The following is a 23,444-nucleotide window of genomic DNA, read 5'->3' on the forward strand; positions in this document are numbered from 1 at the left end:
ATGTATATTGGCACGTTTTGAATTAAATATAATTTTTTAATATAACTACTTATGTCTGAAGGAGAAAAGTTAATTCCTATTAACATTGAGGACGAAATGAAATCTGCTTACATCGATTATTCGATGTCAGTAATTGTATCAAGAGCGCTTCCTGATGTTAGAGATGGCTTGAAACCGGTTCACCGAAGAGTATTATTCGGAATGTATGAATTAGGAGTATTATCGAATAGAGCACATAAAAAGTCGGCCAGAATCGTTGGAGAGGTTTTGGGTAAATATCACCCTCACGGTGACAGCTCTGTTTATGATGCGATGGTTCGTATGGCTCAGGAGTGGAGTTTGCGATATCTTTTAGTGGACGGCCAGGGGAACTTCGGTTCTATCGATGGTGACAGTCCGGCAGCTATGCGTTATACGGAAGCAAGAATGAAAAAACTTTCGGAAGAAATTCTTGCTGATATTGATAAAGAAACAGTTGATTTTCAATTAAACTTTGACGATACTTTAGAGGAACCTAAAGTAATGCCAACGAAAATCCCGAACCTTTTAATTAACGGTGCATCCGGTATTGCTGTAGGTATGGCGACCAATATGGCACCGCACAACCTAACGGAAGTAATTGACGGTACACTGGCGTATATCGATAATAACGATATCGAAGTGGATGAACTGATGCAGTACATCAAAGCACCGGATTTCCCTACCGGAGGTGTTATTTATGGTTATGAAGGTGTTCGTGAAGCTTTTAAAACCGGTAGAGGACGTGTGGTTGTACGCGCCAAAGCAAATTTTGAAGAAGTGGATGGCCGTGAGTCAATTATTGTAACGGAAATTCCGTATCAGGTGAACAAAGCGGAAATGATTAAAAAAACCGCTGACCTTGTAAATGAAAAAAGAATTGAAGGTATTTCGACAATTCGCGACGAATCGGATCGTAACGGTATGCGTATTGTTTACGTATTAAAACGGGAAGCGGTTCCGAATATCGTATTAAATACCTTATATAAGTATACACAGTTGCAGTCTTCTTTCAGTGTGAATAATATCGCATTGGTAAAAGGACGTCCGCAATTGTTAAACCTGAAAGATCTGATTCATTATTTCGTGGAACACCGCCATGAAGTTGTGACGAGAAGAGCGGAATTCGACTTGCGTAAAGCGGAAGAAAGAGCGCACATCTTAGAAGGTCTGATCATTGCTTCGGATAATATTGATGAAGTTATTGCTTTGATCCGTGCGTCTAAAAATGCAGACGAAGCAAAAGAAAAATTAGTAGAACGTTTTAATTTATCGGATATCCAATCCCGCGCCATCGTAGAAATGCGTTTACGTCAGTTAACCGGACTGGAGCAGGATAAATTAAGAGCGGAATACGATGAAATCATGAAGTTGATTGCTTATTTAAGAGAATTATTAGCAAGCAAGGAAATGAGAATGGGTGTTATTAAAGATGAATTAGCGGAAATCAGAGATAAATACGGTGATGGACGTCGTTCGGTTATTGAATATGCCGGAGGTGATGTGAGCATTGAAGATTTAATTGCGGATGAAAATGTAGTTATTACGATTTCGCATGCCGGTTATATCAAACGTACACCGCTGTCAGAATACAAAACACAGAACAGAGGAGGAGTCGGACAAAAAGGTGTGGCAACGCGCGATCAGGACTTCCTGGAGCATTTATTCGTGGCAACGAACCACCAATATATGTTGTTTTTTACTCAAAAAGGAAAATGTTTCTGGATGCGGGTATATGAAATTCCGGAAGGAAGTAAAACCAGTAAAGGAAGAGCAATTCAGAACCTTATCAATATCGAGAATGATGATAAAGTAAAAGCATTCATCTGTACGCAGGATTTAAAAGACGAAGAATATATCAACAGTCATTATGTGATCATGGCTACCAAACAAGGTCAGGTTAAAAAGACACCGTTGGAGCAATATTCACGTCCGCGCCAGAATGGTATTAATGCGATTACGATTAAAGAAGATGATGAATTACTGGAAGCAAAATTAACCAACGGAGAAAGTCAGATTCTGATTGCAGTAAAATCCGGTAAATTGGTTCGTTTTGAAGAAGGTAAAACCCGTCCGATGGGAAGAAGTGCTTCCGGAGTAAGAGGAATCACACTTGCTGATGAAAAAGATGAAGTAATCGGGATGGTATCGGTTAACGATATGGAAAGTGAAATTCTTGTAGTTTCAGAAAACGGTTACGGAAAACGTTCTTCATTGGAAGATTACCGTATTACCAACCGTGGCGGAAAAGGAGTGAAGACTTTGAATATAACCGATAAAACCGGAAATCTCGTTTCTATTAATAGTGTAACTGATGCAGATGATCTGATGATTATCAATAAATCCGGATTGACTATTCGTATGGAAGTTTCGGATCTGCGTGTAATGGGACGTGCAACACAAGGGGTTCGTTTGATTAATATCAAAGGAAATGACTCGATTGCAGCGGTAACTAAAGTAATGCGTGAAGAAAATGACGGATCGGAAGGAGAAGAAAATGATAACATCGACGAAATTTCAGAAACTCAGGAATAAAATAAGAACCTAAATAACTAACATATGAAAATTAAATATGCTTTATTAGCGACATCAATGTTGTTTTCTGTGGCTTCATTTGCTCAGAAAGACGAATTGAAAACGCTGAAAAAATTATACGCTAAAGACCAAATGTCTGTGTCGGAAGTTTCAGAATACAAATCCGCTATTAATAAATTAGGCGGGATGTCTCTGGCTGAATCGGATCAGATTTATACCAATTTCTATAAGGCTATGACACCGCTTTTGGAACTTGACGCTACAGCTGGAGGAGCAGCACCTAATATGCAGTCTTTAGCAAAAGTGTTTACACCGGCAAAAATTAATGAAATGGCTACCGGTTTAAATGCTGTTTTGGATTATGAGAAAAAGACAGGTAAAAAAGTATATACAGACGATATCAATGAAACGATTATGTCGTATAAACCGCTTTTAATCAATTATGCAATTGCTTTAAATCAGGGATCTAAATTTAAAGAAGCAGCTCAGGTTTTTGAAGCGATCTATAACCTGGATAAAAAAGATGACGGAAACTTATATAATGCTTCCATCTTAGCTTTACAGTCTCAGGATTTTGATTTAGCATTAAAATACCTGAACGAATTAAAAGCGATTAATTATTCCGGAGAAGGAACGCTTTACTATGCTACAAATAAAGCAACCGGAAATGAAGAGTCTTTTAACTCTGATGCTGATCGTAAAGCATCAATCAAATTAGGAATCCACGAAAAACCAAGAGATGAAAAGGTTCCTTCTAAAAGAGGTGAAATTTATAAAAATATTGCTTCTATCTTAGTGCACCAGGGTAAAGTTGATGAGGCTAAAAAAGCAATCAATGATGCTAAAGCGGCTAATCCCGGTGATACAAGTTTAATGTTGGCTGAAGCTAATTTGTATTTGGATGCTAAAGATTTTGCCGGATATAAAAGAGTAATTAAGGAAGTTTTAGAAAAAGATCCTAACGATGCTGATTTATTGTTTAATCTAGGAGTTATCAGTACTAATTCCGGTGAATTTGATGAAGCCAGAGATTACTATAAAAAAGCAATTGCGGTAAATCCGAACTATTTTAATGCTTATAATAATTTAGGCGCTTTAATGTTAAACGGAGAAGATAAAATGGTAAAAGAAATGAATTCTTTAGGAACCACTCCAAAAGAAAACAAGCGTTTTGATGAATTAAAAGCGAAACGAAACAAAATGTATCAAGAAGCTTTGCCATATTTTGAAAAAGCATTCCAGATTGAACCAAAAGATCAAAATATCAAAGCGGTATTAATGAACGCTTATCAGGTATTAGAAATGGATGCGAAATATAAAGCATTAAAAGCACAAAAATAATCACCTGGCTTTATGTGGTCAATAAAAAACCGAAACTTTTAAAGTTTCGGTTTTTTTTATACTATTTTTTTGATGACACGGAGGTTGTGTGAATGTCTTCCCGTGTCGACGTTATAAATTCCTAAATGATCCAAACGGTCAATACGTACTTTTCCATGCGCATGAATAATATAGTTATTCTCCATAATCATTCCAACGTGGATGATTTTACCTTCATCATTGTCAAAAAAAGCTAAATCACCGGGTTCACTTTCTTCAATAAAGCTTAAAGCTTCTCCTTGTGTAGCCTGTTGTGAAGCATCTCTTAAAATAGAATATCCGTTTAGTTTGTACACCATTTGTGTAAAACCGGAACAATCAATTCCGAAAGGCGTTTTTCCGCCCCATAGATAAGGAGCATTCAGATACATGAAAGCCGTTTTAATTAATTCTGTTTTTGGCTTGGCTCCGCAAATCTTTACACCTTCAAAAGAAAATTGCGCAGTGTTGATCTCCGGAAAATCCAAAAAGGAAAGCGAACTTCCGATCGGTATCGGCATCAGGAAATTATTCGGAGTTGTGATATACTCAATTAAATCGGCATTTAAGATGGCAGCCGAATGAGAAATCGCCTGGTATTGTTCTTCAGAAATTAACTGAAATTGTTTATTATCAATCCAACCTTCATATCCGTCAAATGCCAGTTTTATTCTGGACCAGTTAGTGTTTCGTTCCAAAATAGTAAAATGCTCCCCAAATAATACCTGGGAAACTAATTCGCTTCTGTCATTGGATTCGGCACGTAATGGTACAATAGCAAGGTTACAAATGGCAAACATTCAGATTGATTTTTAAGTGAAATGATGAATTTTAAATCAAACCCGGGAAACCCGCCCGATTCAAAATTCATCATTTATAGATAGTCTAATTAAGCTCTTTCGATCACGATAGCAGAAGCACCACCACCACCGTTACAGATAGCAGCAGCTCCGATCTTAGCATTGTTTTGTTCTAAAACATTTAATAAAGTAACTACGATTCGTGCTCCGGAACATCCAAGAGGGTGACCTAAAGAAACAGCACCTCCGTTTACGTTTACTTTATCGTTGTCTAATCCAAGAATTTTTGCATTTGCTAATCCTACAACAGAGAAAGCTTCGTTAAATTCGAAGAAATCAACGTCAGATAAAGCAATTCCGGCTTTGTCTAATGCTTTTGGTAATGCTTTTGCAGGCGTAGTGGTAAACCATTTCGGTTCCTGTGCTGCATCAGCATAACTTTTAATATAAGCTAAAGGTTTTAAACCAAGAGCGTTTGCTTTTTCTTCGCTCATTAATACTACAGCAGCAGCTCCGTCATTAATTGTAGAAGCATTGGCAGCAGTAACAGTACCGTCTTTTGTAAATACCGGGCTTAATGCAGGAATCTTGTCTAATTTTACATTAGTATATTCCTCATCTTTAGTTACCATAATCGGATCGCCTTTACGTTGCGGTACGGCTACCGGTACGATTTCATTATCAAATTTATTAGCATCCCATGCTTTAGCAGAGCGCTCGTATGATTGAATTGCAAAAGCATCCTGCTCTTCACGGGTAATTTTATATTCAGTAGCACATAAATCAGCACAAACTCCCATTGCATTGTTATCGTATGCGTCGGTTAAACCGTCTTTCTGCATACCGTCAAGCATAGAAGCTGGACCAAATTTGTAACCGTTTCTTAAATGTACGTAATGAGGGATTAAACTCATGTTCTCCATACCTCCGGCTACTACAACTTCAGCATCACCGGCCATAATAGCCTGTGCTCCCTGCATAATTGCTTTCATTCCTGATGCACAAACCTTGTTTACAGTTGTACAGGCAACAGTATTCGGTAATCCGGCAAAAATAGCAGCCTGACGTGCCGGTGCTTGTCCGACTCCGGCTTGAACTACGTTCCCCATTAATACTTCGTCAACCAGGTTCGGATCTAAATTTATTTTGTTTAATGCTCCTTTAATGGCAGTAGCACCTAATTGTGGCGCTGTTACAGTAGATAAAGCACCCATAAAGCTTCCTATCGGGGTTCTAACCGCTGAAACGATTACTACTTTTTTACTCATGATATTAGTTGTTGGTTTGTTATTATACTTGAAGTTGCGAATTTAACCAATTTTGCGCAGATATATATAGTATCGCTGTATTTTCTTAGTATCGGAGCAGAATAGTTTCCTTACAAATACTTTTTAAGGCTTATTATTACTGGGAATAGGGAGTAAGTAATGAAAATGTAAAATTTTTGTAATTTCTATGTTGCTGACAGTGAAATAGTTTTCGAAAAAAAGCAAAAAAAATGAAAAAAATACTTGAAAATACTTGCAGAAAATGGAATGTTGTTCTACATTTGCAACCGCAAACAAGGAAGTAATTTCCTTAGAAAGCAGGAGAGGTGCCGGAGTGGTAACGGAGCAGATTGCTAATCTGTCGACGGGTAACCGTCGCCAGGGTTCGAGTCCCTGTCTCTCCGCTTCTTTCGGGGTGTAGCGTAGCCCGGTCATCGCGCCTGGTTTGGGACCAGGAGGTCGCAGGTTCGAATCCTGCCACCCCGACAAGTTTCGATTCCCAATTTATCGAAACAACGGATTTAGGTCACGTAGCTCAGCTGGATAGAGCACCTGCCTTCTAAGCAGGCGGTCACAGGTTCGAATCCTGTCGTGATCACAGGTTAAACCGCTGATTTATCAGCGGTTTTCTTGTTTTTGTACTTCACTGAAATGCTGTATTCAATCTATTTTTAATACATTTATATCATTTCGATATAGAACAACGCTTTTTTCTGTTGTCTATTCTGAAAATAATTGTAAAATTACAAACTATTTAATCTGTAAGAAAAAAAGATATTCAGATACTCTATTTCTGCTATCGATCTGGATTTATCTTGTTACAGTTTTATACAGGAGTAATTATTCATTGAAAATGGTATCATGAAAATAAAAAAAGAACCTGGAAGTCACGACATTTTAGTACATATTGATTCAAGCGACATAAAAGATGGTGTGCTTTATTTACCGGAATCGGTGGTATTAATAGGGGATTGGGTTATTCAAAACCAGCCGGATCTGATTACAGTTGTAGCACCCGGATTAAGTTTTATTAAAACCGGTAATTTCAGATTTTGTAATGCGTTAACCCGTTTGGAGGCTCCTAGGTTATTGTCCATATATAATGAAAGTTTCTACGAATGTAATGCACTAACTACATTAGTAGCTCCCAGACTGCGATCCATCGGAAACAAAAATTTTAACCAATGTAGTAGCTTAACGAACGTTGAAATTTTCGAATTAGATTCAATTGGAAGCAAGAACTTTTACAATTGTAAAGCGTTGACCGGTTTTGAAGCTCCTAAGCTGGAGGTTATCGGAAACAAAAATTTCTACAATTGTAAAGCGTTAACCCACTTTGAGGCTCCCCTACTGAGAAATATAAAAGATAAAAATTTCTACGAATGTAGTGCGCTAACCCGCCTGGAGACTCCTGTACTGTATGAAATTGGAAACAAAAATTTCTACCAGTGTAATACTTTAACCGACTTTGAAGCTCCCGAACTGACTTCTATCGGAGACTTTAACTTTGGACGGTGTACCGCACTAACCGACGTTAAACTGCCCATGCTAGAAGGTGTCGGAAACGATAATTTCGATCGATGCGAAGCGCTAAGCGGCTTTGAAGCTCCGGTACTGACAGCTTTCGGTACTGACAATTTTTATGGTTGTAAAATCTTAACTCGTTTTGAGGCTCCGCTACTGACGGCTATTGAAAACAAAAATTTTAGATTCTGTAGTGGATTAACCCACTTTATAGCTCCTTTACTGACGACTATCGGAGATCGTAATTTTTACGAATGTGGGTTTCGTGATTTTGAAGCTTCTGCGCTGACTTCCATCGGAAATAAGAATTTTTATGAATGCAATGCGTTAATCGATTTTGAGGCTCCAATGCTAACTTCCATCGGAAATAAGAATTTCTATGAGTGTAATACATTAAATGGCTTTAAAGTCCCTCTTTTGACGTCAATCGGGGATAAAAACTTCGATGAATGTAATGCATTAACCGATTTTAAAGCTCCGATGCTAACTACTATCGGAAATAAAAATTTTTATGACTGTCACATGCTGGTGAACTTTAAAACTCGTGTATTGACCGTTATAGGAGATAATAATTTTTATGAATGTAATGCACTAACCGGATTCGATAATCCTACACTGACGACTATTGGAAATGGCAATTTTAGAGATTGTAATGTTTTAGCCAATTTCGAAGCTTCCGCGCTGACTTCCATCGGAAACAAAAATTTCTACGGATGTGACGCATTAATTGGTTTTGAAGCACCTGTGCTGCCTGCTATCGGAAAAAACAATTTTAAATTTTGTAGCTCATTTACCTTTTTTAAGGCTCCCATACTAACATCTATTGGAAGCACCAATTTTATGTCTTGTGGCGTGCTAACCCGTTTCGAGGTTCCGATGCTGACGACTATGAGAAATTACAATTTCGACGATTGTGATGCGCTAACCCATTTCCAGGCGCCCGCGTTGGTTGCTATGGGGAATCTGAATTTTAACAATTGTTTGTTGCTATGCCACTTAGAGGTTCCTATGCTAACCACTATTGGAGACACCAATTTCTTCCGATCGAATAGTCTTACCCACTTAGAGATTCCTGCGTTGACTGCTATGGGAAAAGAGAATTTTAGAAGATGTGATCTGCTGACCAACTTCAAGGCGCCCGTGCTATTGGCTATGGAGGGAAGCAATTTTAAAGAATGTGACGAGTTAACACGTTTTGAGGCTCCGGTATTGACTTCAATTGGGGATAAAAATTTTGAGGAGTGTAAGGTGCTAATCGATATTGAAACTCCTGTGCTAACCACTATGGGCGAAGACAATTTTTACAGATGTTACGCGCTAACCGGTTTTGAGGCTCCAATGTTAACCACTATCGGATATGACAATTTTAGATATTGTAGTGCGTTAACCGACGTACAGTTTGGAGAACATCGATACACCGTAAAATCAACAGATGGATTGTTAACCATTATTGAAAAGTCTAAAACCTTAAATGAAATAGAAATCCATACCGGGTATATTTTTAATGATTGTATTGATGGCGTTCCGGATCTATCTGAAACATTTTTAGTTGGAAAAGACGGTTTTTTTGCCCATGGCGAAACGTTAAAACAAGCAATTGAAGATTTACAGTTTAAAATTATAGCCAAAAAAATAAAAAAAGAACCGATCCACGAAGATACCTTGATAACAGAAGCGTATTACAAAACTATTACCGGTGCTTGTACACAAGGAGTTAAACAATGGCGGGAACAAAACAATATTAGTCAAGAATCGTTCATAGCAAAAGAGCTTCTGCCGATTCTCGAAAAAACAAGTGCTTATGGAATTGAGAAGTTCAAAGCATTAATCACTTTCGAGAATAGGTAGATTCGTTTCAGCACTTTTTTCATTAGTCAGTATGGAAATACAAAGCAACAAATTAATAAGCATTGACTCAGACGATATAAAAGACGGCGTACTTTATTTGCCGGAATCGGTCGAAACAATAGGAGATAAAGTTATTCAAAATCAGCCGGAACTGGTTACGGTCGTGGCGCCATGGGTAACTGTTATCGAGGACGATAATTTCAACGAATGTAATGCGCTAATTCATTTTGAGGCTTCCGTTTTGACAACTATCGGAAATGGGAATTTCTACGAATGTAACGCATTAACGCGTTTCGAGGCTCCCAGGCTCACTACTATGGAAAGTTTAAATTTCCATTGTTGTAACGCGTTAACACATTTTGACGTTCCCGAGCTGACTCTTTTAGAAAATGACAATTTTCAAGAGTGTAATGCGCTAAGTGACTTTACGGCACCTGTGCTAACTACAATAAGACATTGTAATTTTGAAGACTGTAATGCATTAATCAGCTTTGAGGCTCCAATGCTAAAAGAGATGGAAATTTTCAATTTTAAAGAATGTAAAGCACTAACCAATTTTAAGGCTTCCGCGTTGACTTTTATGGATAGGAGTAATTTCTACAAATGCGATGCGCTAACCGATTTTGAGGCTCCCATGTTAGATTTTATTGGAAATGAAAATTTCAAATTTTGTTATGCCTTACGACATTTTAAGGCTCCTATGCTCAGGACTATTGGCCGTGAAAATTTTTTCGCTTGTGCGTTAACCAATTTTGATGTTCCTGAACTAACGTATATGGGAACTGGAAATTTCGAGGAATGTGATACCTTAACCGATGTGCGATTTGGCAAGTATAACTATAGTGTAAAATCTGTAGATAGAGTACTAACCATTATTGAAAAGTCCGAAACCTTAAATGGAATGCTAATTCATACCGGGTTTATTTTGAATAACTGTTATGACGGTGTTCCTAATGTGACAGAAACCGTTTTAGTTGAAAAAGACGGTTTTTTTGCCCATGGCGAAACGCTAAAACAAGCAATTGAAGATTTACAGTTTAAAATTATAGCCAAAGAAATAAAAAAAGAACCGATTCACGAAGATACCGTGATAACGGAAGCGTATTACAAAACTATTACCGGTGCTTGTACACAAGGAGTTAAACAATGGCGGGAACAAAACAATATTAGTCAAGAATCGTTCATAGCAAAAGAGCTGCTACCGATTCTCGAAAAAACAAATGCTTATGGAATTGAGAAGTTCAAAGCATTAATCACTTTCGAGAATAGGTAGATTCGTTTCAGCACTTTTTCCCCGCTCTCCGAAGTTTGTAACTTCGGAGCATAAAATATACAAATAAAAACTGAAGAAAAAGTTAAGCTGCATTTTATACATAGTTATTTTTTACGACATTTTTTCATCCGCTAAATTTAAGATTTTGGACTTAACTCTAACGTCACGCTAAGTTAGCATATCCGGTTTTGGCAATACGGAAATCGTCCAGAAGAAATATTAGTTAGCTCAAAGTCGGGAGACTTTGTGCAGCGGGGCTAAATTCCTTTTTTAATAACCTGGTATAATCCTCTTTTTACGGAGTTAAGAATTGACTTGAGTTTAATTCTGAAGAGCTAAAATAATACTGTTGGCTTCTTAATAAATAAAAAGCCACTTATAAATGTTTGATCCCGTATTTATGGTTGTTTGGTTAAAATGTATTCACCGTATGGAACACGCATTTCATCTGTGGCTCCAGCTGGGATAAATATAGACGTTCCACTTTTATATATTTTTGCTACTATTTTTTGTGTTCCGTTTTCAATTTTATATCGTAAAATAATAGAGTTATCTAAGTAATCTCTTTCTGGATCATCTATGAAAAGAATAACTCTTTTTTCATCTAATAAGCAATCTGCACATATAGGAGGAATTCCTCTGTGAACAATTCGATTTCCATATATATCATACGCTCCTGTAGAAGGCTGAGGTGTATTAAGTTTATCTAAAGTGTTGATTAATTCTGTGCCATTCACAATATAAGCGTACTCGCCAATTAAAAGGTCTTCGTAATAATTTTTTTCAGCAAAAAAATCAAAAACCTTTTTCTGAAGTTTTATAATGAGAATAGTAGTGCCGTTTTGATATTTCCAGGTACCTTCGTATTTACCGAATTCATTATCAACATCTTTGGTATATGTATTCGGTTTATGGTATAAATCACTATGATTGTTGGCTAATGGTACTATAGTCTGTGCTTTACATGATAAGCAAGAAGCTAACAAGAAAAAAATTAAAATATATTTCATATCAACATTAATTACAGTTAATTTCATTTATCGGCTTATTTGTTTTAGTCTCCGGATTATCGTTGAGAGCTAATTTAGTCCATTTTGTTAGATTATCGTCAGCTTTATATAAAGATATCTCTAAACCATTTTCATTTAAGAAATCTAGTAAGGTTCTTTGATAATCTAATGCATAACCTGCGGGATGCAATGTGTTTTTATCTCCGAATTTATCATATCTCTTTTGGAGCTCATTCATAAACTTTTTACGTTTATCCTTATTGCTATATATATCTTGTAGTTTCTGTACTGTACTTTGATTATCCATAGACAAAGCATATACTCCTTGATATGTAACTAAAAGATGTACAGGTATTTTAGGATCAGGAATACCCTGATTTCCGGCATAATTATGTTGCGTGTAGAATTTCGTTAAAATAAATATATCAGAATGTGAGAACATTGGGGCGTGTATATTCCTGTGGCAATGTAGTCCTCCAAATAAAAAAGGAGAAGTAGCAGAATAGTTTACATTATTTTCACCTGTATTTGCTTCAGGTACCGCTGTAACAACAAGGTTTCCTTTTCCGTTTAAAGTTAAATTATACCCCTGTTCTTTGACTCCATCTAGAACCTGTGGTGTTTTTAGGTATTTTATAGCCTCTTTAAAGTTATAGCTTTTAAAGAGTTCATTAAGCCTTTCACAATGCAAAGGTGGTTCTACCCATTCCTCTACAGGAGATGTAACAATGACTGGGCATCTAGGACAATTATTTGGAGGTGATCCATCTGTCGGAGGATCGCCGCCGCCGCCGCCAATAGGAGCGATAACGACAGGATCATCACCAAAATCACCGCCACCTATATCACCATCAGTAGTATAACACGTTCTGACTGAAGAATAAAATAAATGATTTTGATTCTTACAGTCATTGGTGGCAACGTGTATACCGGTATTTGTTGGACTCCATGCCTCATCACACATTAATATTTGAGCTGTTACACAGATAGTTGTTTTGCTCATTTCGGAACTGTTATATACAATCGGAGTAATACTAACCGTTCCTTCAAAGCGAAAAGATTCATGGATGCCGCTTGGAGTTAAAGGTTCTGATGGAATGTATTTTAAAATATATGCGGTTATCTCACTCAAACTGTCAACATTAATTACAAGATTTTCAAAATATTCAGGATTGTTAATCTGCCGGGTTATTTTAAAGGTGTAAGAGGTGTTGTGTCCGCTTTCTATAATCTTAGCCATGTTGGGGACAATGGTAAAACCGTATTCGGCTTCCATAACTGTTTTTGATTGTGTGCCTCGATCTTTCTGTTTGCTAAACTTTGAAAAAGCAGCAACAAAAGTTTGTTCTTTTAATAGTTGATCAAATGTACTTTGTCTGATTTTTACCTTTTCCTTATAATCATTTTTTTGAATCACATCGTTCTCAATTTCGCAGCTAAGCAAGGCAATTAAAATCAAAATAAATGTTGGAAAATAGGGTAGTGGTGTTCTATTCTTCATGTGATTTATTAATTTGATCCTGCAAATCTTACCATTTTATGAATGGAAAAATTGAGAATATCCATAAAAAATTACATTCAATGTGTAAAATACGTATTTATACGTAATGAAATAATTGCATTTACACTGCTTTATTGAATATATGATAGTGACGAATTGAGGTTTATATCTATAATATATTTTTTCTCAAGAATCTGATTTTTATTTTTTAAGAATTTTCTTATTTTTAATTATATTTACCAATGTATTTTGATACGATTGTAACCGATTTGTTTTTTGTTCGTATTTTCTTAAAATAGTTGTAAAATTACAGTCGGTTTAATCGATAAGATTACACATTAATTACTGGCATTGTTTCCGTTATAACTGTAGTGAGATAAAATCGTTTCGAGACTATTCAGAAACATTTGATGTTGATTCTATCCAAATATCAGAGGTAATTATTTATTAGAGAAGGGCTATTATGAAAATACGAAAAAAGACTTTGATCAATATCGATTCAGACGATATAAAAGATGGCGTGCTTTATTTACCGGAATCGGTAAAAAAAATAGGAGATCGGGCGATTAAAAATCAAACCGGTCTTGTTACTGTTATTGCGCCCGGATTAGTGCATATCGGAAACGGTAATTTCGATCGATGTAAAGCATTAACCCGTTTTGAAGCTCCTATGTTGACCTATATAGGTGATAAAAATTTTAACCAATGTAGTAGCTTAACGAATTTCGAAGCTCCGATGTTAAAAAAAATCGGAAACAAAAATTGCTACGAGTGCGACGCGTTAATTCAATTTGAAGTACCGGCGTTGACTTTTATCGGTGATAAAAATTTTTACGGATGTATCGAGCTAACCGGTTTCGATGCTCCTGAGTTGACTTTAATCGGAAACAAAAATTTCTATAAATGTAATGCGTTAATCCGTTTCGATGCTCCGAGATTGACTGTTGTCGGAAATAAAAATTTTTACGAATGTAATGCATTAATCGGTTTTGAAGCTCCGCTGTTGACGACTATCGGGGATAAGAATTGCTGCGAATGTAACGCGTTAACGAGCTTTAAAGCGCCTAAGTTGACGGCTATCGGAGATGAAAACTTCAACGAATGTACTGCACTAAGCAGCTTCGAAGCGCCTATGCTGATGGTTATCAAAAACAAAAATTTCTATGAATGTTCTACATTAACCGCTTTTGAGGCTCCGTTGCTAACTGCTATGGGTGACTTTAATTTTGGGATTTGTAACGTACTAACCGATATCGGAATACCAAGGTTAGAATATATCGGAAGCGACAATTTTTACAAATGTAAAAGGCTAATCCGCTTCGAAGCTCCGCAGTTGAGAGCCATCGAAAACAATAATTTTAGATTTTGTCATGAATTAACCCACTTTGTTGCGCCTTTACTAACTACTATCGGGGACCATAATTTTTACGAATGTGTGTTAAACGATTTCGAAGCGTCTATGTTGATTGCTATCGGGAACAAAAACTTCTATGAATGTAAAAGGTTGACTCGTTTTGAGGCTTCCGCTTTGATAACTATCGGAGACCATAATTTTTACAAGTGCAAGAGACTAAACGGATTTGAGAGTCTCGCGCTAACTGCTATCGGGAATAATAATTTCAATGAATGTATCGCGTTAGCCCATTTTAACGCTTCCGTGTTGATTACTATTGGAAATAAAAATTTTTTCGGATGTAAAAAAATTATCTGTTTTGAATTTCCCACACTAACGTCTATTGGGAATTATAATTTCAAATATTGTGAAAGTTTAACTCGTTTCGTCGCTTCTACGTTAACTACTATCGGAATAGGTAATTTCTATTGTGAATATTTAACCGATTTTGTGGCTCCAATGCTGACGACTATCGGAAACAGTAATTTTGACCAATGCACGTTTAGTACTATAAAAGTTCCGATGCTGATTGCTATGGGAAATTATAATTTTACACATTGTAAGATGCTATCCAGCTTCGAGGCTCCTGTGCTAACAGCTATCAGAAATTGCAATTTCTATGCCTGTATAGCGTTAACCCGTTTCGAGGCTCCTGTGTTGGCTACTTTCGGAGATTCCAATTTTATATATTGTAAGGAGCTAACAGATTTCGAGGCTCCCGGACTTATTTCTATGGAGAATGGAAATTTCCCGGAATGTTACACATTAACCAATTTTGTGGCACCGATGCTGAGGGATTTCGGAAATAACAATTTTATGTATTGTGAAATGCTAACCCGTTTCAAGGCGCCTGCACTAACTTTTATTGAAAATGGAAATTTCCTGAAATGTTACGCATTAACAAGCTTTGCGGCTCCCATGCTGACGGATATCGGAATCGGCAATTTCAAATATTGTAAAACCTTAACGGAAGTACAATTCGGAAACTATCAATATGCCGTCAAATCGATTGATAAATTATTATTCATTATTGAAAAATCCAAAACGGAAACGGGAATAGAAATCCATACCGGATTTATTTTTAATGAGATTTATGAAGGCGTTCCTAAGGTAACAGACACCTTTTTAGTGGAAAAAGAGGACTCTTTTGCGCATGGAGAAACAGTAAAAAAGGCAATTGAAGATTTAGAATCTAAAATTGCAGCTAAAAAAACATAAATGAACCGATCCGGAAGATACCGTATAACAAACGAAAACTTAAATAGGAGTAATTAGCATTAGAAAAGATTATTATGGAGATACAAAAAAAGACATTAGTAAGTATCGATTCAAGCGATATAAAAGAAGGTGTTCTTTATTTGCCGGAATCGGTAAGAAAAATAGCAGATTGGACGATTAATAATCAGATCGGTCTTATTACCGTTATTGCGCCCGGTTTAACTTCTATCGGAAGCGGTAATTTCGATCAATGCAAAGCGCTTACCCGTTTTGAAGCTCCGAAGTTGACTAATATTGGGGATAAAAATTTTAACCAATGTAGTAGCTTAACGGACTTCGAAGCTCCGATGCTAAAAAAAATCAGCAATAAAAATTTCTACGGATGTAAAGCATTAATCGGCTTTGTAGCTCCTGTGTTGACTTCTATCGGAAATAAAAATTTTTACGGATGTAATGCATTAACCGATTTCAAAGCTCCTGATCTGATTGCGATCGGGGATTTCAATTTTGGAATTTGTAAAGCACTAACGAATTTTGAAACGCCCGGACTAAAAAATATAGGAAAGGGCAATTTCGATCGATGTGAAATGCTAAACGGTTTTATTGCTCCGGTACTGATTGCTTTAGGAAACGCCAATTTTTACGGATGTAAAAGGCTACCCCGTTTCGAGGCTCCGGTGCTGACGACTATTAAAAACAAAAATTTTCGATTTTGTAATGGATTAACGCACGTTGTAGTTCCTTTACTGATTACTATCGATAACCATAATTTTCACGAGTGTGCTTTAAGTGATTTTGATGCGCCTTCGTTACTTGCTATCGGAAACAAAAATTTCCATGCTTGTAGCGCGTTAATCGGTTTTGAAGCTCCGATGCTGACTTTTATAGGGAACAAAAATTTTTATGAATGTAATGCATTAATAACCTTTAAAGCGACTCAATTGACTTTTGTCGGGGATCAAAATTATTACGAATGTAATACATTAACCCATTTCAAAGCACCTCAACTGGCTTCCATAGGGAATGGAAATTTCTATAAATGTGATATGCTAAGCGACTTCGAAGTTCCGACGTTGAAGGCTATCAAAAACAACAATTTCTACGAATGTAATGCATTAACCGACTTTAATGCTCCGATGCTGACTGTTATCGGAGATTTCAATTTTGAAAATTGTAAAGTGCTAACCGGTATCGGAACGCCGGTGTTGGAATATATCGGTAACGACAATTTTCGATTTTGTATCGGGTTTACACACTTTGCGGCTCCTTTGCTGACTACTTTCGGAGACAAAAATTTCTTTGAATGTGAGGCATTAGTCGAATTTAAGGCTCCGTTGTTGACAGATATCGGAAATGAAAATTTCTACGGATGTGTCGTGATAACCTGTTTTGATGTTGCTGCGTTGGTTACTATTGCGGACAAGAATTTTTACAGATGTGACTTGCTGGTCGAATTTGAAAGCCCTGCGCTGACTTCTATCGGAAACGGCAATTTTAAAGGTTGTTACAAGTTACTTCATTTTAAAGCTCCGTTGCTGACGATTATGGGAAACAAAAATTTCCGCGCATGCGAGCTAAACCGTTTCGAAGCGCCCCTGTTAATTGCTATTGGTAATGAAAACTTCTATAACTGTTGGATAAACCGTTTCGAAGCTGTTATGCTTAAGTCTATGGGAACCAACAATTTCTTCTACTGTCCTAAGCTAACTGACTTTGAGATTCCCGTGCTGGCGACTATCGGAAATGAAAATTTTTATGAATGCACTGATATAGAAAGTTTTAAGGCTCCGGCACTGACGACTATCGGAAACGAAAATTTCAGATATTGTTATCATTTATCCAGCATAGAAGCCCCGGAGCTTACAACGATAGGAAAAGACAATTTCACTCATTGTAGTGAATTAACCGGTTTAAAAATATAACGGTTTTGTAATTATTATTAGAAAAATTATTATGGAAATTCAACATAATGCATTGCTGCGTATTGATGCTGGCGATATAAAAGATGGTGTTCTTTATTTACCGGAATCGGTAACTAAAATAGCTGAAGGTGTTATCAAAAATCAGAAGGAATTGGTTAAAGTTGTAGCACCCGGATTAACGGTTGTCGGAAACAAAAATTGCTACCAATGTTACGCGCTAACTCATTTCGAAGCGCCCAGGTTGGAGTATATCGGGAATAAAAATTTTTACCAATGTCATGCGCTAACCGGTTTGGAGGCTCCTGTGCTGGATTATATAGGAGATAAAAATTTCTACGAATGTAGCGCATTAACCCGTCTGACAACTCCTGTGTTGAGAGACGTTGGAAGCAAAAATTTCTATAAATGTACTGCGTTAACTGCCTTTGAGACTTCTGAGTTGACTTTTATGAGAGATCACAATTTTAGATTTTGTAAGGCACTGACATGCTTTAAAGCACCAAGGCTAGGTAGTATATGGAGCGGGAATTTCGATCGATGTGAGTCGTTAACTGTTTTAGAGCTACCCAAATTGACTTCTATCAGCGACCACAATTTCAATCGCTGTGATGCACTAAGTCGCTTTGTGGCCCCTATGTTGACACATCTCGGGAATGATAATTTTGGAATTTGTACTGCGCTAACCGATTTCGATACGCCTGTGTTACGCTATATCAAAAGCAAAAATTTTAGATTTTGTAACGCGCTAAACAGCTTTAAGGCTCCTATCTTGTATGATATGGAAAATGATAATTTTTGGGAATGTGCATTAACCGGTTTTGAAACAAACGAGCTTGTTGCTATCGGTAGTAAAAATTTCTACGAATGTCACGCATTAACTGCCTTTTCGGCTCCGATAATGACTACTATGGGAAGCAAAAATTTTCACGAATGTCAAATATTAACCGATTTCGAAGCTCCGAAACTGACGACTATCGGAAATAAAAATTTCTACGAGTGTCACCAGTTAACTCGTTTTAAAGCACCTGTGTTAACTGCTGTCGGAAATAAAAATTTCTACCAATGTCATGCGCTAACCGGCTTCGATGCTTCGGTACTGACTTCTTTCGGAAATGACAATTTCTATGAATGTGAAACATTAACCCAGTTTGAAACGCCGGTACTAACAACCATGGGAAGTGAAAATTTTGCCCGTTGTTATACGTTAACCCGTTATGAGGCTCCGGTGCTGACGGCTATGCGAAACGGCAATTTTAGATTTTGTGAAGTGCTAACCGATTTTGTAGCTCCTGTGTTAACGACTATTAGAAACGAAAATTTCTATTGCTGTAGGGCGTTAACCCATTTCGATGCTACTGTGTTGACTTCGATGGGAAAACACAATTTTAGGTTTTGTGAAGCATTAAACGGATTTGTGGCTCCGGTGTTGACGACTATTAAAAACTACAATTTTACATTCTGTAAAGCACTAACCAGCTTCGAGGCGCCCGTATTGACTTCTATCGCTGACTGTAATTTCAACAAATGTGGTTTAATCCGCTTTGAGGCTCCGGCGCTAACTATCATGGAGTGGTATAATTTTAAAGAATGTCATGCACTAACCCATTTTACGGCTCCGGTGCTGAAATCTCTCGGAAGAGAAAATTTTTATGAATGTTATACACTTACAAACTTCGAGGCTCCGATGCTGAGATCTATTGAAGACGATAATTTTAAAGAATGTCATGCCCTAACCGATTTTACGGCTCCGGCCCTGATTTTTACCGGAAGTAATAATTTCAACGGATGTCAGGCGTTAACTCGTTTTGAAGCACCGGCACTGACTTCTGTCAAATGGTATAACTTTCGTAAATGTGACGCATTAACCAGTGTACGATTCGGAAAGTATGAATACATCGTAAAAGCTGTTGATGGAGTATTAATCAATATTGAAAATTCCAGAAATTCGGAAGGGATGATAATATATAGCGGTTCTGTTTTGAAAAGTTACAACGATGGTATCCCTGAATTGACAACAACAATTTTAGTTGAAAAAGAAGGCTTTTTTGGCTATAGCGAAACGCTGAAAGATGCTGTTGCAGATTTAGAATTTAAAATTTTAACGGAAAAATAAAAAAGGATCATCATGGAAATACAGCATAATACATTACTACGTATTGATTCTGACGATATAAATGAGGGGATTCTTTATTTACCGGAATCAGTAACAAAAATTGAAGATTCAGTTATTCAAAATCAACCGGAGCTTGTTAAAGTTGTCGCGCCCGGAGTAACGACCATCGGAAACGTAAATTTTATAAAATGTACTGCACTAACCGAGTTCAAAGCTCCAGTACTGACGGCAATCGGAAACAACAATTTTATAGAATGTATTGCACTAACCGATTTCGAGGCTCCCAAACTGACTACAATCGGAGACCTGAATTTTATCGTTTGTGAAACATTAACTGCATTTGAGTTTCCCCGGTTAACTACTATAGGTAATAGTAATTTCAGATATTGTATGCTAACGGATTTCAAGGCTCCTGCGCTGATTTCTATAAGCGAGGGTAATTTCTACGAATGTCCCGTTTTAAAGGACTTTGTGGCTCCTTCGCTGATTGCTATCGAAGACCATAATTTTACTATTTGTAATGCGCTAACGCGTTTTGAGGCTCCTGTACTGATTGCTATCGGATGGGACAATTTCCAATCTTGTCCCGCATTAACCGTTTTCGAGGCGCCCGCACTGAGAGATGTCGGAAACAACAATTTTAAAGAAAGGAATTAAAAACCAACGGAGACAATATATAGTGCTTTCAAATTAGAAAATTATAGTGTACCTGAAAATTTTCTAACCGTTAATAGTAGGTGTATTCCTTGTAAAGAACATGTTCTATTTTTTGTTTACCAATATCGGCATACGTATAAATAACAGTTGGATTTCCATTGTTATCATATTCCTGAACGACTTGTATGCGGTAAGACACAACCGTTTTACCATCCGTGTTTTCAGTCGCCTTGGTTTTAATTTCTAGTATCTTATCGTTTTTGTAGATCGTTTCTGTTTCTTCGGTTAAGTCGATAACATCTTTATTTTTTAAAACGCATTTGAGTATCCGGTAATTTTTATCTAAAGTAAAATTGGAACTAGTGCTGTCTTTTAGATTGAGAATACTGTAATTATAATCGTCTGACCAAATAAACTTGTAGTTATTTTCCTTGAATTCACCGTCATATAAACGGACTGTTTCTTTGTAGGATAACGCTCTTCCTTTGCCGGTATAATGATCGGAAAACTCGGATTTGCCTAAACTACCGAGAATCCATAACTTATTTATTGAAATGGGATCACCTGCGTTATCAAACGTCATCGTAACTTTACCGATGTACTTGTCATTTTTTATGGGTATTTTATCGTCTTCTCCTTTATAATAGATATAAGTGGTTCCTTTTTTTACGGAACCTTTAAGTCCGTATTCTTGTTTCAGCGTGTATGCTGTTTCGGTATTTTTGCTTTCTTGTCCCTTACAGGATAAGAATATTTGAAGAAGTAAAAGTAATACGGCTGCTTTTTTCATTTGGCGTTTTGGTTTTACCAACATATTTGGTTTAACTGCTATTTTCAAATAGGTATTTGATTATAAATGTAAGAAAATTATTTAAAAAACAAGAAATAGCACAAAATAAATCCAAACCATTCTAAAAATTTAGTTTGGTAATTCCTTCATCGTTTTACTCCAATCATAGGACAATAAATAAATTAGTAATTATATCGAATAGTGCCTTGTTTTATGAATTTAAAAAATATAAAATAGGGCAAAATACCCTAAATAAGGGTAAGCAGTTATTAGTTAATTGGTTATTTTTAAAATTATAAAAACAGTATAACCCTAAAATAATTATAATGAAGAAGCTTAACCTTAAAAAGAAAGTAATTTCTGTGTTAACGGATAGCGAAAAAGGCGCTATTAAAGGTGGTGGAGGCGTTGGTCCGGCCATGCCGTTTACTTATACACAATCGGTAATGATCTGCGTTGATCCGATGGGACCGCCGGAACTTACCCGGGCACTCGGTTGTGAAATACCGTTATTAACCAAAGATTGTCCTCCTTTAGAGCCATAAGAATAAAGGTTATTTAGTCTTTGTAACATAATAGAACACCCTGTCGGTTTAAAACGAACAGGGTGATTTTTTTTGTAGCGTTTAAAATGTAAAAAGAACAGTTCTATAAGAGAACTTATAGTATATTTACTTTATTGATGTTATAAAAAAATAGAAGATGCACGTATCACCAAAGTATGATTTTGAAATCAGTTTCTTAGAAGAAATCGATAAGGAACTATATCCTGAAGATCTTGTTACCGGTATTTTCGAGGTTATTATGAATACAAGATTGGGTATCTATGTCAGATTTATTCCTGAGATAGATGGAATTGATGAAAAATGGCCCTTCGATTTCGTTGACTATGATGAAACTACCATTCAAGGAATACGAAAGCTTCTGCTTTTAGAATCGGTATATGTTGTTACACCTTCAGATAAATGGAAGGGAGAAACAAAAAAAATAAACAAAGAATTTATAGCGAAGTGTTTTGATGTTGCCGATATAGAAAATATGCGCGATGTTGTTGTTTTCTTTATTTCGAAAGCCGACTTTGAATTATATGAAAACGAAAAAGAAAAAATGTCGGTTTCGGATCCTCATATAAAAGATAACCGATATAAAAACTTTATAGCGAATTTAGAAAAAGAATACAAATTGCCCGTGTTTTTAAAAACGCAGATTATTAACTCTCCATATTTATCGGATGAAGAACTGTTTCTTTTAATGAGAAAAAGGGATGAAAAAGGAAATATAGTTGTTATAGAAAATTAAACGTATTACAACATGCAGCTTTACAGAAGAGAATTCAATTATTCATTATATTATTTTGACAGTCAGTACGAAGAGGATGATTTGTACCATGATGCAAAAGATTTCGGACAGGACAAAGTAAAAGACATTTTTAAACTGTCGTTAAATCTTTATGCAGAAATTTATTTTTTACCCAAAATAGAAAATATTGACAAATCCTGGCCACCTTATTGTGACTGTCGTACAATACAAACTGCAAAAGAGCTGTACATCGCATTACTTTATCATAAACATTACCAATGGGCCGGGCAAGTAAAAATAGTGGAACCTGAAATTAAAAATACAAGGGTGCAATCGGATTCAGGAATTCCATTTACTTATCCGGGAATTGTTTTTTTTATTTCTGAAGAAGAATATGAAAACTATAAAGAGGAAGCAAAAAAAATAGCCGAGTCAAACGATTTAGAAGAGCATACAGAATACGAAGTTTTAAGCCAAACCCGTACCGAAGATCTGGAAAAATACATGAAATTGCCGGTGTTTATAAAAGAGAAAATCATTCCTTATTTTGAGGATAGTGATTTATATAATATTTCTCGAAAAAAAGCGGAAAACGGCACCATAGTTTTTACGCAAACGATAGGAAATAGTTAACCGTTCATTTTAAAATACCGGATAAATAATAAACTCCGGAGGTCATTTGTGTTGCAATATTAATTCAAAAAACTTTTTATTTTGAATTAAAAAATATATTTCATTGATAATCAATTATTTTTGGCTACATTTACAACGGATAATTATATAACAGGTTACTGTTGTCTTCTCTGGAATAGTTTAAAACATTCTTTTTTTCTCTCTCAGTTTTGTTTTGTCAGATGCCATTTATTTATCTTAAATTTATTTAAGGATGAATATTTTTGTTGGCTTTATGAATTTC

The 23,444-nt window shown here is 36.3% G+C and carries 16 protein-coding genes and 3 tRNA genes; 14 read left to right on the forward strand and 5 right to left on the reverse strand.

Annotated elements, in window-relative coordinates; genetic code table 11:
• Positions 1-51 precede the first annotated feature (51 nt).
• Positions 52-2,553, forward strand: a complete 2,502-nt coding sequence (gene gyrA, locus NOX80_RS12235; RefSeq protein WP_256550076.1) for a DNA gyrase subunit A — start codon at positions 52-54, stop codon at positions 2,551-2,553.
• Positions 2,554-2,577: 24 nt separating this feature from the next.
• Entirely contained in the window at positions 2,578-3,894 is a 1,317-nt protein-coding gene (locus tag NOX80_RS12240; protein WP_256550077.1) for a tetratricopeptide repeat protein, read from the forward strand.
• Between the two features lie 56 nt (positions 3,895-3,950).
• Here NOX80_RS12240 and NOX80_RS12245 read toward each other — a convergent pair whose 3' ends face one another.
• Together NOX80_RS12245 and NOX80_RS12250 are read right to left on the reverse strand one after the other, a co-directional pair.
• Entirely contained in the window at positions 3,951-4,712 is a 762-nt protein-coding gene (locus NOX80_RS12245) for a C40 family peptidase (RefSeq protein WP_256550078.1), read from the reverse strand.
• Positions 4,713-4,801: 89 nt separating this feature from the next.
• Positions 4,802-5,980: an acetyl-CoA C-acyltransferase gene (locus tag NOX80_RS12250; protein WP_256550079.1), complete on the reverse strand. Its 1,179-nt coding sequence runs from the start codon at positions 5,978-5,980 to the stop codon at positions 4,802-4,804.
• Positions 5,981-6,300: 320 nt separating this feature from the next.
• Between NOX80_RS12250 and NOX80_RS12255 the strand changes: the two genes are divergently transcribed.
• From NOX80_RS12255 to NOX80_RS12275, 5 genes are all read left to right on the forward strand, one after another.
• Positions 6,301-6,384: transfer RNA gene (locus tag NOX80_RS12255), tRNA-Ser, on the forward strand.
• A 7-nt stretch (positions 6,385-6,391) separates the two neighbouring features.
• Positions 6,392-6,466 (forward strand) — tRNA-Pro (locus tag NOX80_RS12260).
• Between the two features lie 38 nt (positions 6,467-6,504).
• Positions 6,505-6,578 (forward strand) — tRNA-Arg (locus tag NOX80_RS12265).
• A gap of 263 nt (positions 6,579-6,841) precedes the next feature.
• Positions 6,842-9,352: a leucine-rich repeat domain-containing protein gene (locus NOX80_RS12270; protein ID WP_256550080.1), complete on the forward strand. Its 2,511-nt coding sequence runs from the start codon at positions 6,842-6,844 to the stop codon at positions 9,350-9,352.
• 31 nt (positions 9,353-9,383) lie between these two features.
• Positions 9,384-10,625 carry a leucine-rich repeat protein gene (locus NOX80_RS12275; RefSeq protein ID WP_256550081.1) on the forward strand — a complete coding sequence of 414 codons (1,242 nt, stop codon included), beginning with the start codon at positions 9,384-9,386 and terminating at the stop codon, positions 10,623-10,625.
• A gap of 398 nt (positions 10,626-11,023) precedes the next feature.
• Here the strand turns inward: NOX80_RS12275 and NOX80_RS12280 are convergent, their stop codons facing one another.
• Together NOX80_RS12280 and NOX80_RS12285 are read right to left on the reverse strand one after the other, a co-directional pair.
• Complete coding sequence (locus NOX80_RS12280; RefSeq protein ID WP_256550082.1) at positions 11,024-11,662, reverse strand: DUF6705 family protein; 639 nt, start codon at positions 11,660-11,662, stop codon at positions 11,024-11,026.
• Complete coding sequence (locus NOX80_RS12285) at positions 11,643-13,136, reverse strand: hypothetical protein (RefSeq protein WP_256550083.1); 1,494 nt, start codon at positions 13,134-13,136, stop codon at positions 11,643-11,645. The genes NOX80_RS12280 and NOX80_RS12285 overlap by 20 nt, the downstream gene beginning before the upstream one ends.
• A gap of 463 nt (positions 13,137-13,599) precedes the next feature.
• Here NOX80_RS12285 and NOX80_RS12290 point away from each other — a divergent pair, with 463 nt between their 5' ends.
• The 4 genes from NOX80_RS12290 (at position 13,600) to NOX80_RS12305 (ending at position 20,439) form a co-directional block, all read left to right on the forward strand.
• Positions 13,600-15,747, forward strand: coding sequence for a leucine-rich repeat domain-containing protein (locus NOX80_RS12290; protein ID WP_256550084.1), 2,148 nt, complete (start codon positions 13,600-13,602; stop codon positions 15,745-15,747).
• Between the two features lie 74 nt (positions 15,748-15,821).
• Entirely contained in the window at positions 15,822-17,669 is a 1,848-nt protein-coding gene (locus NOX80_RS12295; RefSeq protein ID WP_256550085.1) for a leucine-rich repeat protein, read from the forward strand.
• 31 nt (positions 17,670-17,700) lie between these two features.
• On the forward strand, positions 17,701-19,782 hold the full coding sequence (locus tag NOX80_RS12300; protein ID WP_256550086.1) for a leucine-rich repeat protein: 2,082 nt from the start codon (positions 17,701-17,703) through the stop codon (positions 19,780-19,782).
• Positions 19,783-19,794: 12 nt separating this feature from the next.
• Complete coding sequence (locus tag NOX80_RS12305) at positions 19,795-20,439, forward strand: leucine-rich repeat protein (protein WP_256550087.1); 645 nt, start codon at positions 19,795-19,797, stop codon at positions 20,437-20,439.
• Positions 20,440-20,509: 70 nt separating this feature from the next.
• Here the strand turns inward: NOX80_RS12305 and NOX80_RS12310 are convergent, their stop codons facing one another.
• On the reverse strand, positions 20,510-21,229 hold the full coding sequence (locus NOX80_RS12310; protein ID WP_256550088.1) for a hypothetical protein: 720 nt from the start codon (positions 21,227-21,229) through the stop codon (positions 20,510-20,512).
• Between the two features lie 326 nt (positions 21,230-21,555).
• Between NOX80_RS12310 and NOX80_RS12315 the strand changes: the two genes are divergently transcribed.
• The 3 genes from NOX80_RS12315 (at position 21,556) to NOX80_RS12325 (ending at position 23,161) form a co-directional block, all read left to right on the forward strand.
• Entirely contained in the window at positions 21,556-21,774 is a 219-nt protein-coding gene (locus NOX80_RS12315) for a class I lanthipeptide (RefSeq protein ID WP_256550089.1), read from the forward strand.
• A 157-nt stretch (positions 21,775-21,931) separates the two neighbouring features.
• Positions 21,932-22,528 carry a hypothetical protein gene (locus tag NOX80_RS12320; protein WP_256550090.1) on the forward strand — a complete coding sequence of 199 codons (597 nt, stop codon included), beginning with the start codon at positions 21,932-21,934 and terminating at the stop codon, positions 22,526-22,528.
• A 12-nt stretch (positions 22,529-22,540) separates the two neighbouring features.
• A complete protein-coding gene (locus tag NOX80_RS12325; RefSeq protein WP_256550091.1) occupies positions 22,541-23,161 on the forward strand; it encodes a hypothetical protein in 621 nt (206 codons plus the stop codon).
• The last annotated feature ends 283 nt before the right edge of the window (positions 23,162-23,444 follow it).

The organism is Flavobacterium cerinum, from assembly GCF_024496085.1.
Taxonomy (GTDB): domain Bacteria; phylum Bacteroidota; class Bacteroidia; order Flavobacteriales; family Flavobacteriaceae; genus Flavobacterium; species Flavobacterium cerinum_A.

Bases quoted from the DNA above. Each gene is read 5' to 3' on its own strand.
- NOX80_RS12315 (WP_256550089.1), top strand. From the start codon at position 21,556: ATGAAGAAGCTTAACCTTAAAAAGAAAGTAATTTCTGTGTTAACGGAT.
- gyrA (WP_256550076.1), top strand. From the start codon at position 52: ATGTCTGAAGGAGAAAAGTTAATTCCTATTAACATTGAGGACGAAATG.
- NOX80_RS12295 (WP_256550085.1), top strand. From the start codon at position 15,822: ATGGAGATACAAAAAAAGACATTAGTAAGTATCGATTCAAGCGATATA.
- NOX80_RS12320 (WP_256550090.1), top strand. From the start codon at position 21,932: ATGCACGTATCACCAAAGTATGATTTTGAAATCAGTTTCTTAGAAGAA.
- NOX80_RS12300 (WP_256550086.1), top strand. From the start codon at position 17,701: ATGGAAATTCAACATAATGCATTGCTGCGTATTGATGCTGGCGATATA.
- NOX80_RS12280 (WP_256550082.1), bottom strand. From the start codon at position 11,662: ATGAAATTAACTGTAATTAATGTTGATATGAAATATATTTTAATTTTT.
- NOX80_RS12290 (WP_256550084.1), top strand. From the start codon at position 13,600: ATGAAAATACGAAAAAAGACTTTGATCAATATCGATTCAGACGATATA.
- NOX80_RS12310 (WP_256550088.1), bottom strand. From the start codon at position 21,229: ATGAAAAAAGCAGCCGTATTACTTTTACTTCTTCAAATATTCTTATCC.
- NOX80_RS12305 (WP_256550087.1), top strand. From the start codon at position 19,795: ATGGAAATACAGCATAATACATTACTACGTATTGATTCTGACGATATA.
- NOX80_RS12285 (WP_256550083.1), bottom strand. From the start codon at position 13,136: ATGAAGAATAGAACACCACTACCCTATTTTCCAACATTTATTTTGATT.
- NOX80_RS12270 (WP_256550080.1), top strand. From the start codon at position 6,842: ATGAAAATAAAAAAAGAACCTGGAAGTCACGACATTTTAGTACATATT.
- NOX80_RS12245 (WP_256550078.1), bottom strand. From the start codon at position 4,712: ATGTTTGCCATTTGTAACCTTGCTATTGTACCATTACGTGCCGAATCC.
- NOX80_RS12275 (WP_256550081.1), top strand. From the start codon at position 9,384: ATGGAAATACAAAGCAACAAATTAATAAGCATTGACTCAGACGATATA.
- NOX80_RS12240 (WP_256550077.1), top strand. From the start codon at position 2,578: ATGAAAATTAAATATGCTTTATTAGCGACATCAATGTTGTTTTCTGTG.
- NOX80_RS12250 (WP_256550079.1), bottom strand. From the start codon at position 5,980: ATGAGTAAAAAAGTAGTAATCGTTTCAGCGGTTAGAACCCCGATAGGA.
- NOX80_RS12325 (WP_256550091.1), top strand. From the start codon at position 22,541: ATGCAGCTTTACAGAAGAGAATTCAATTATTCATTATATTATTTTGAC.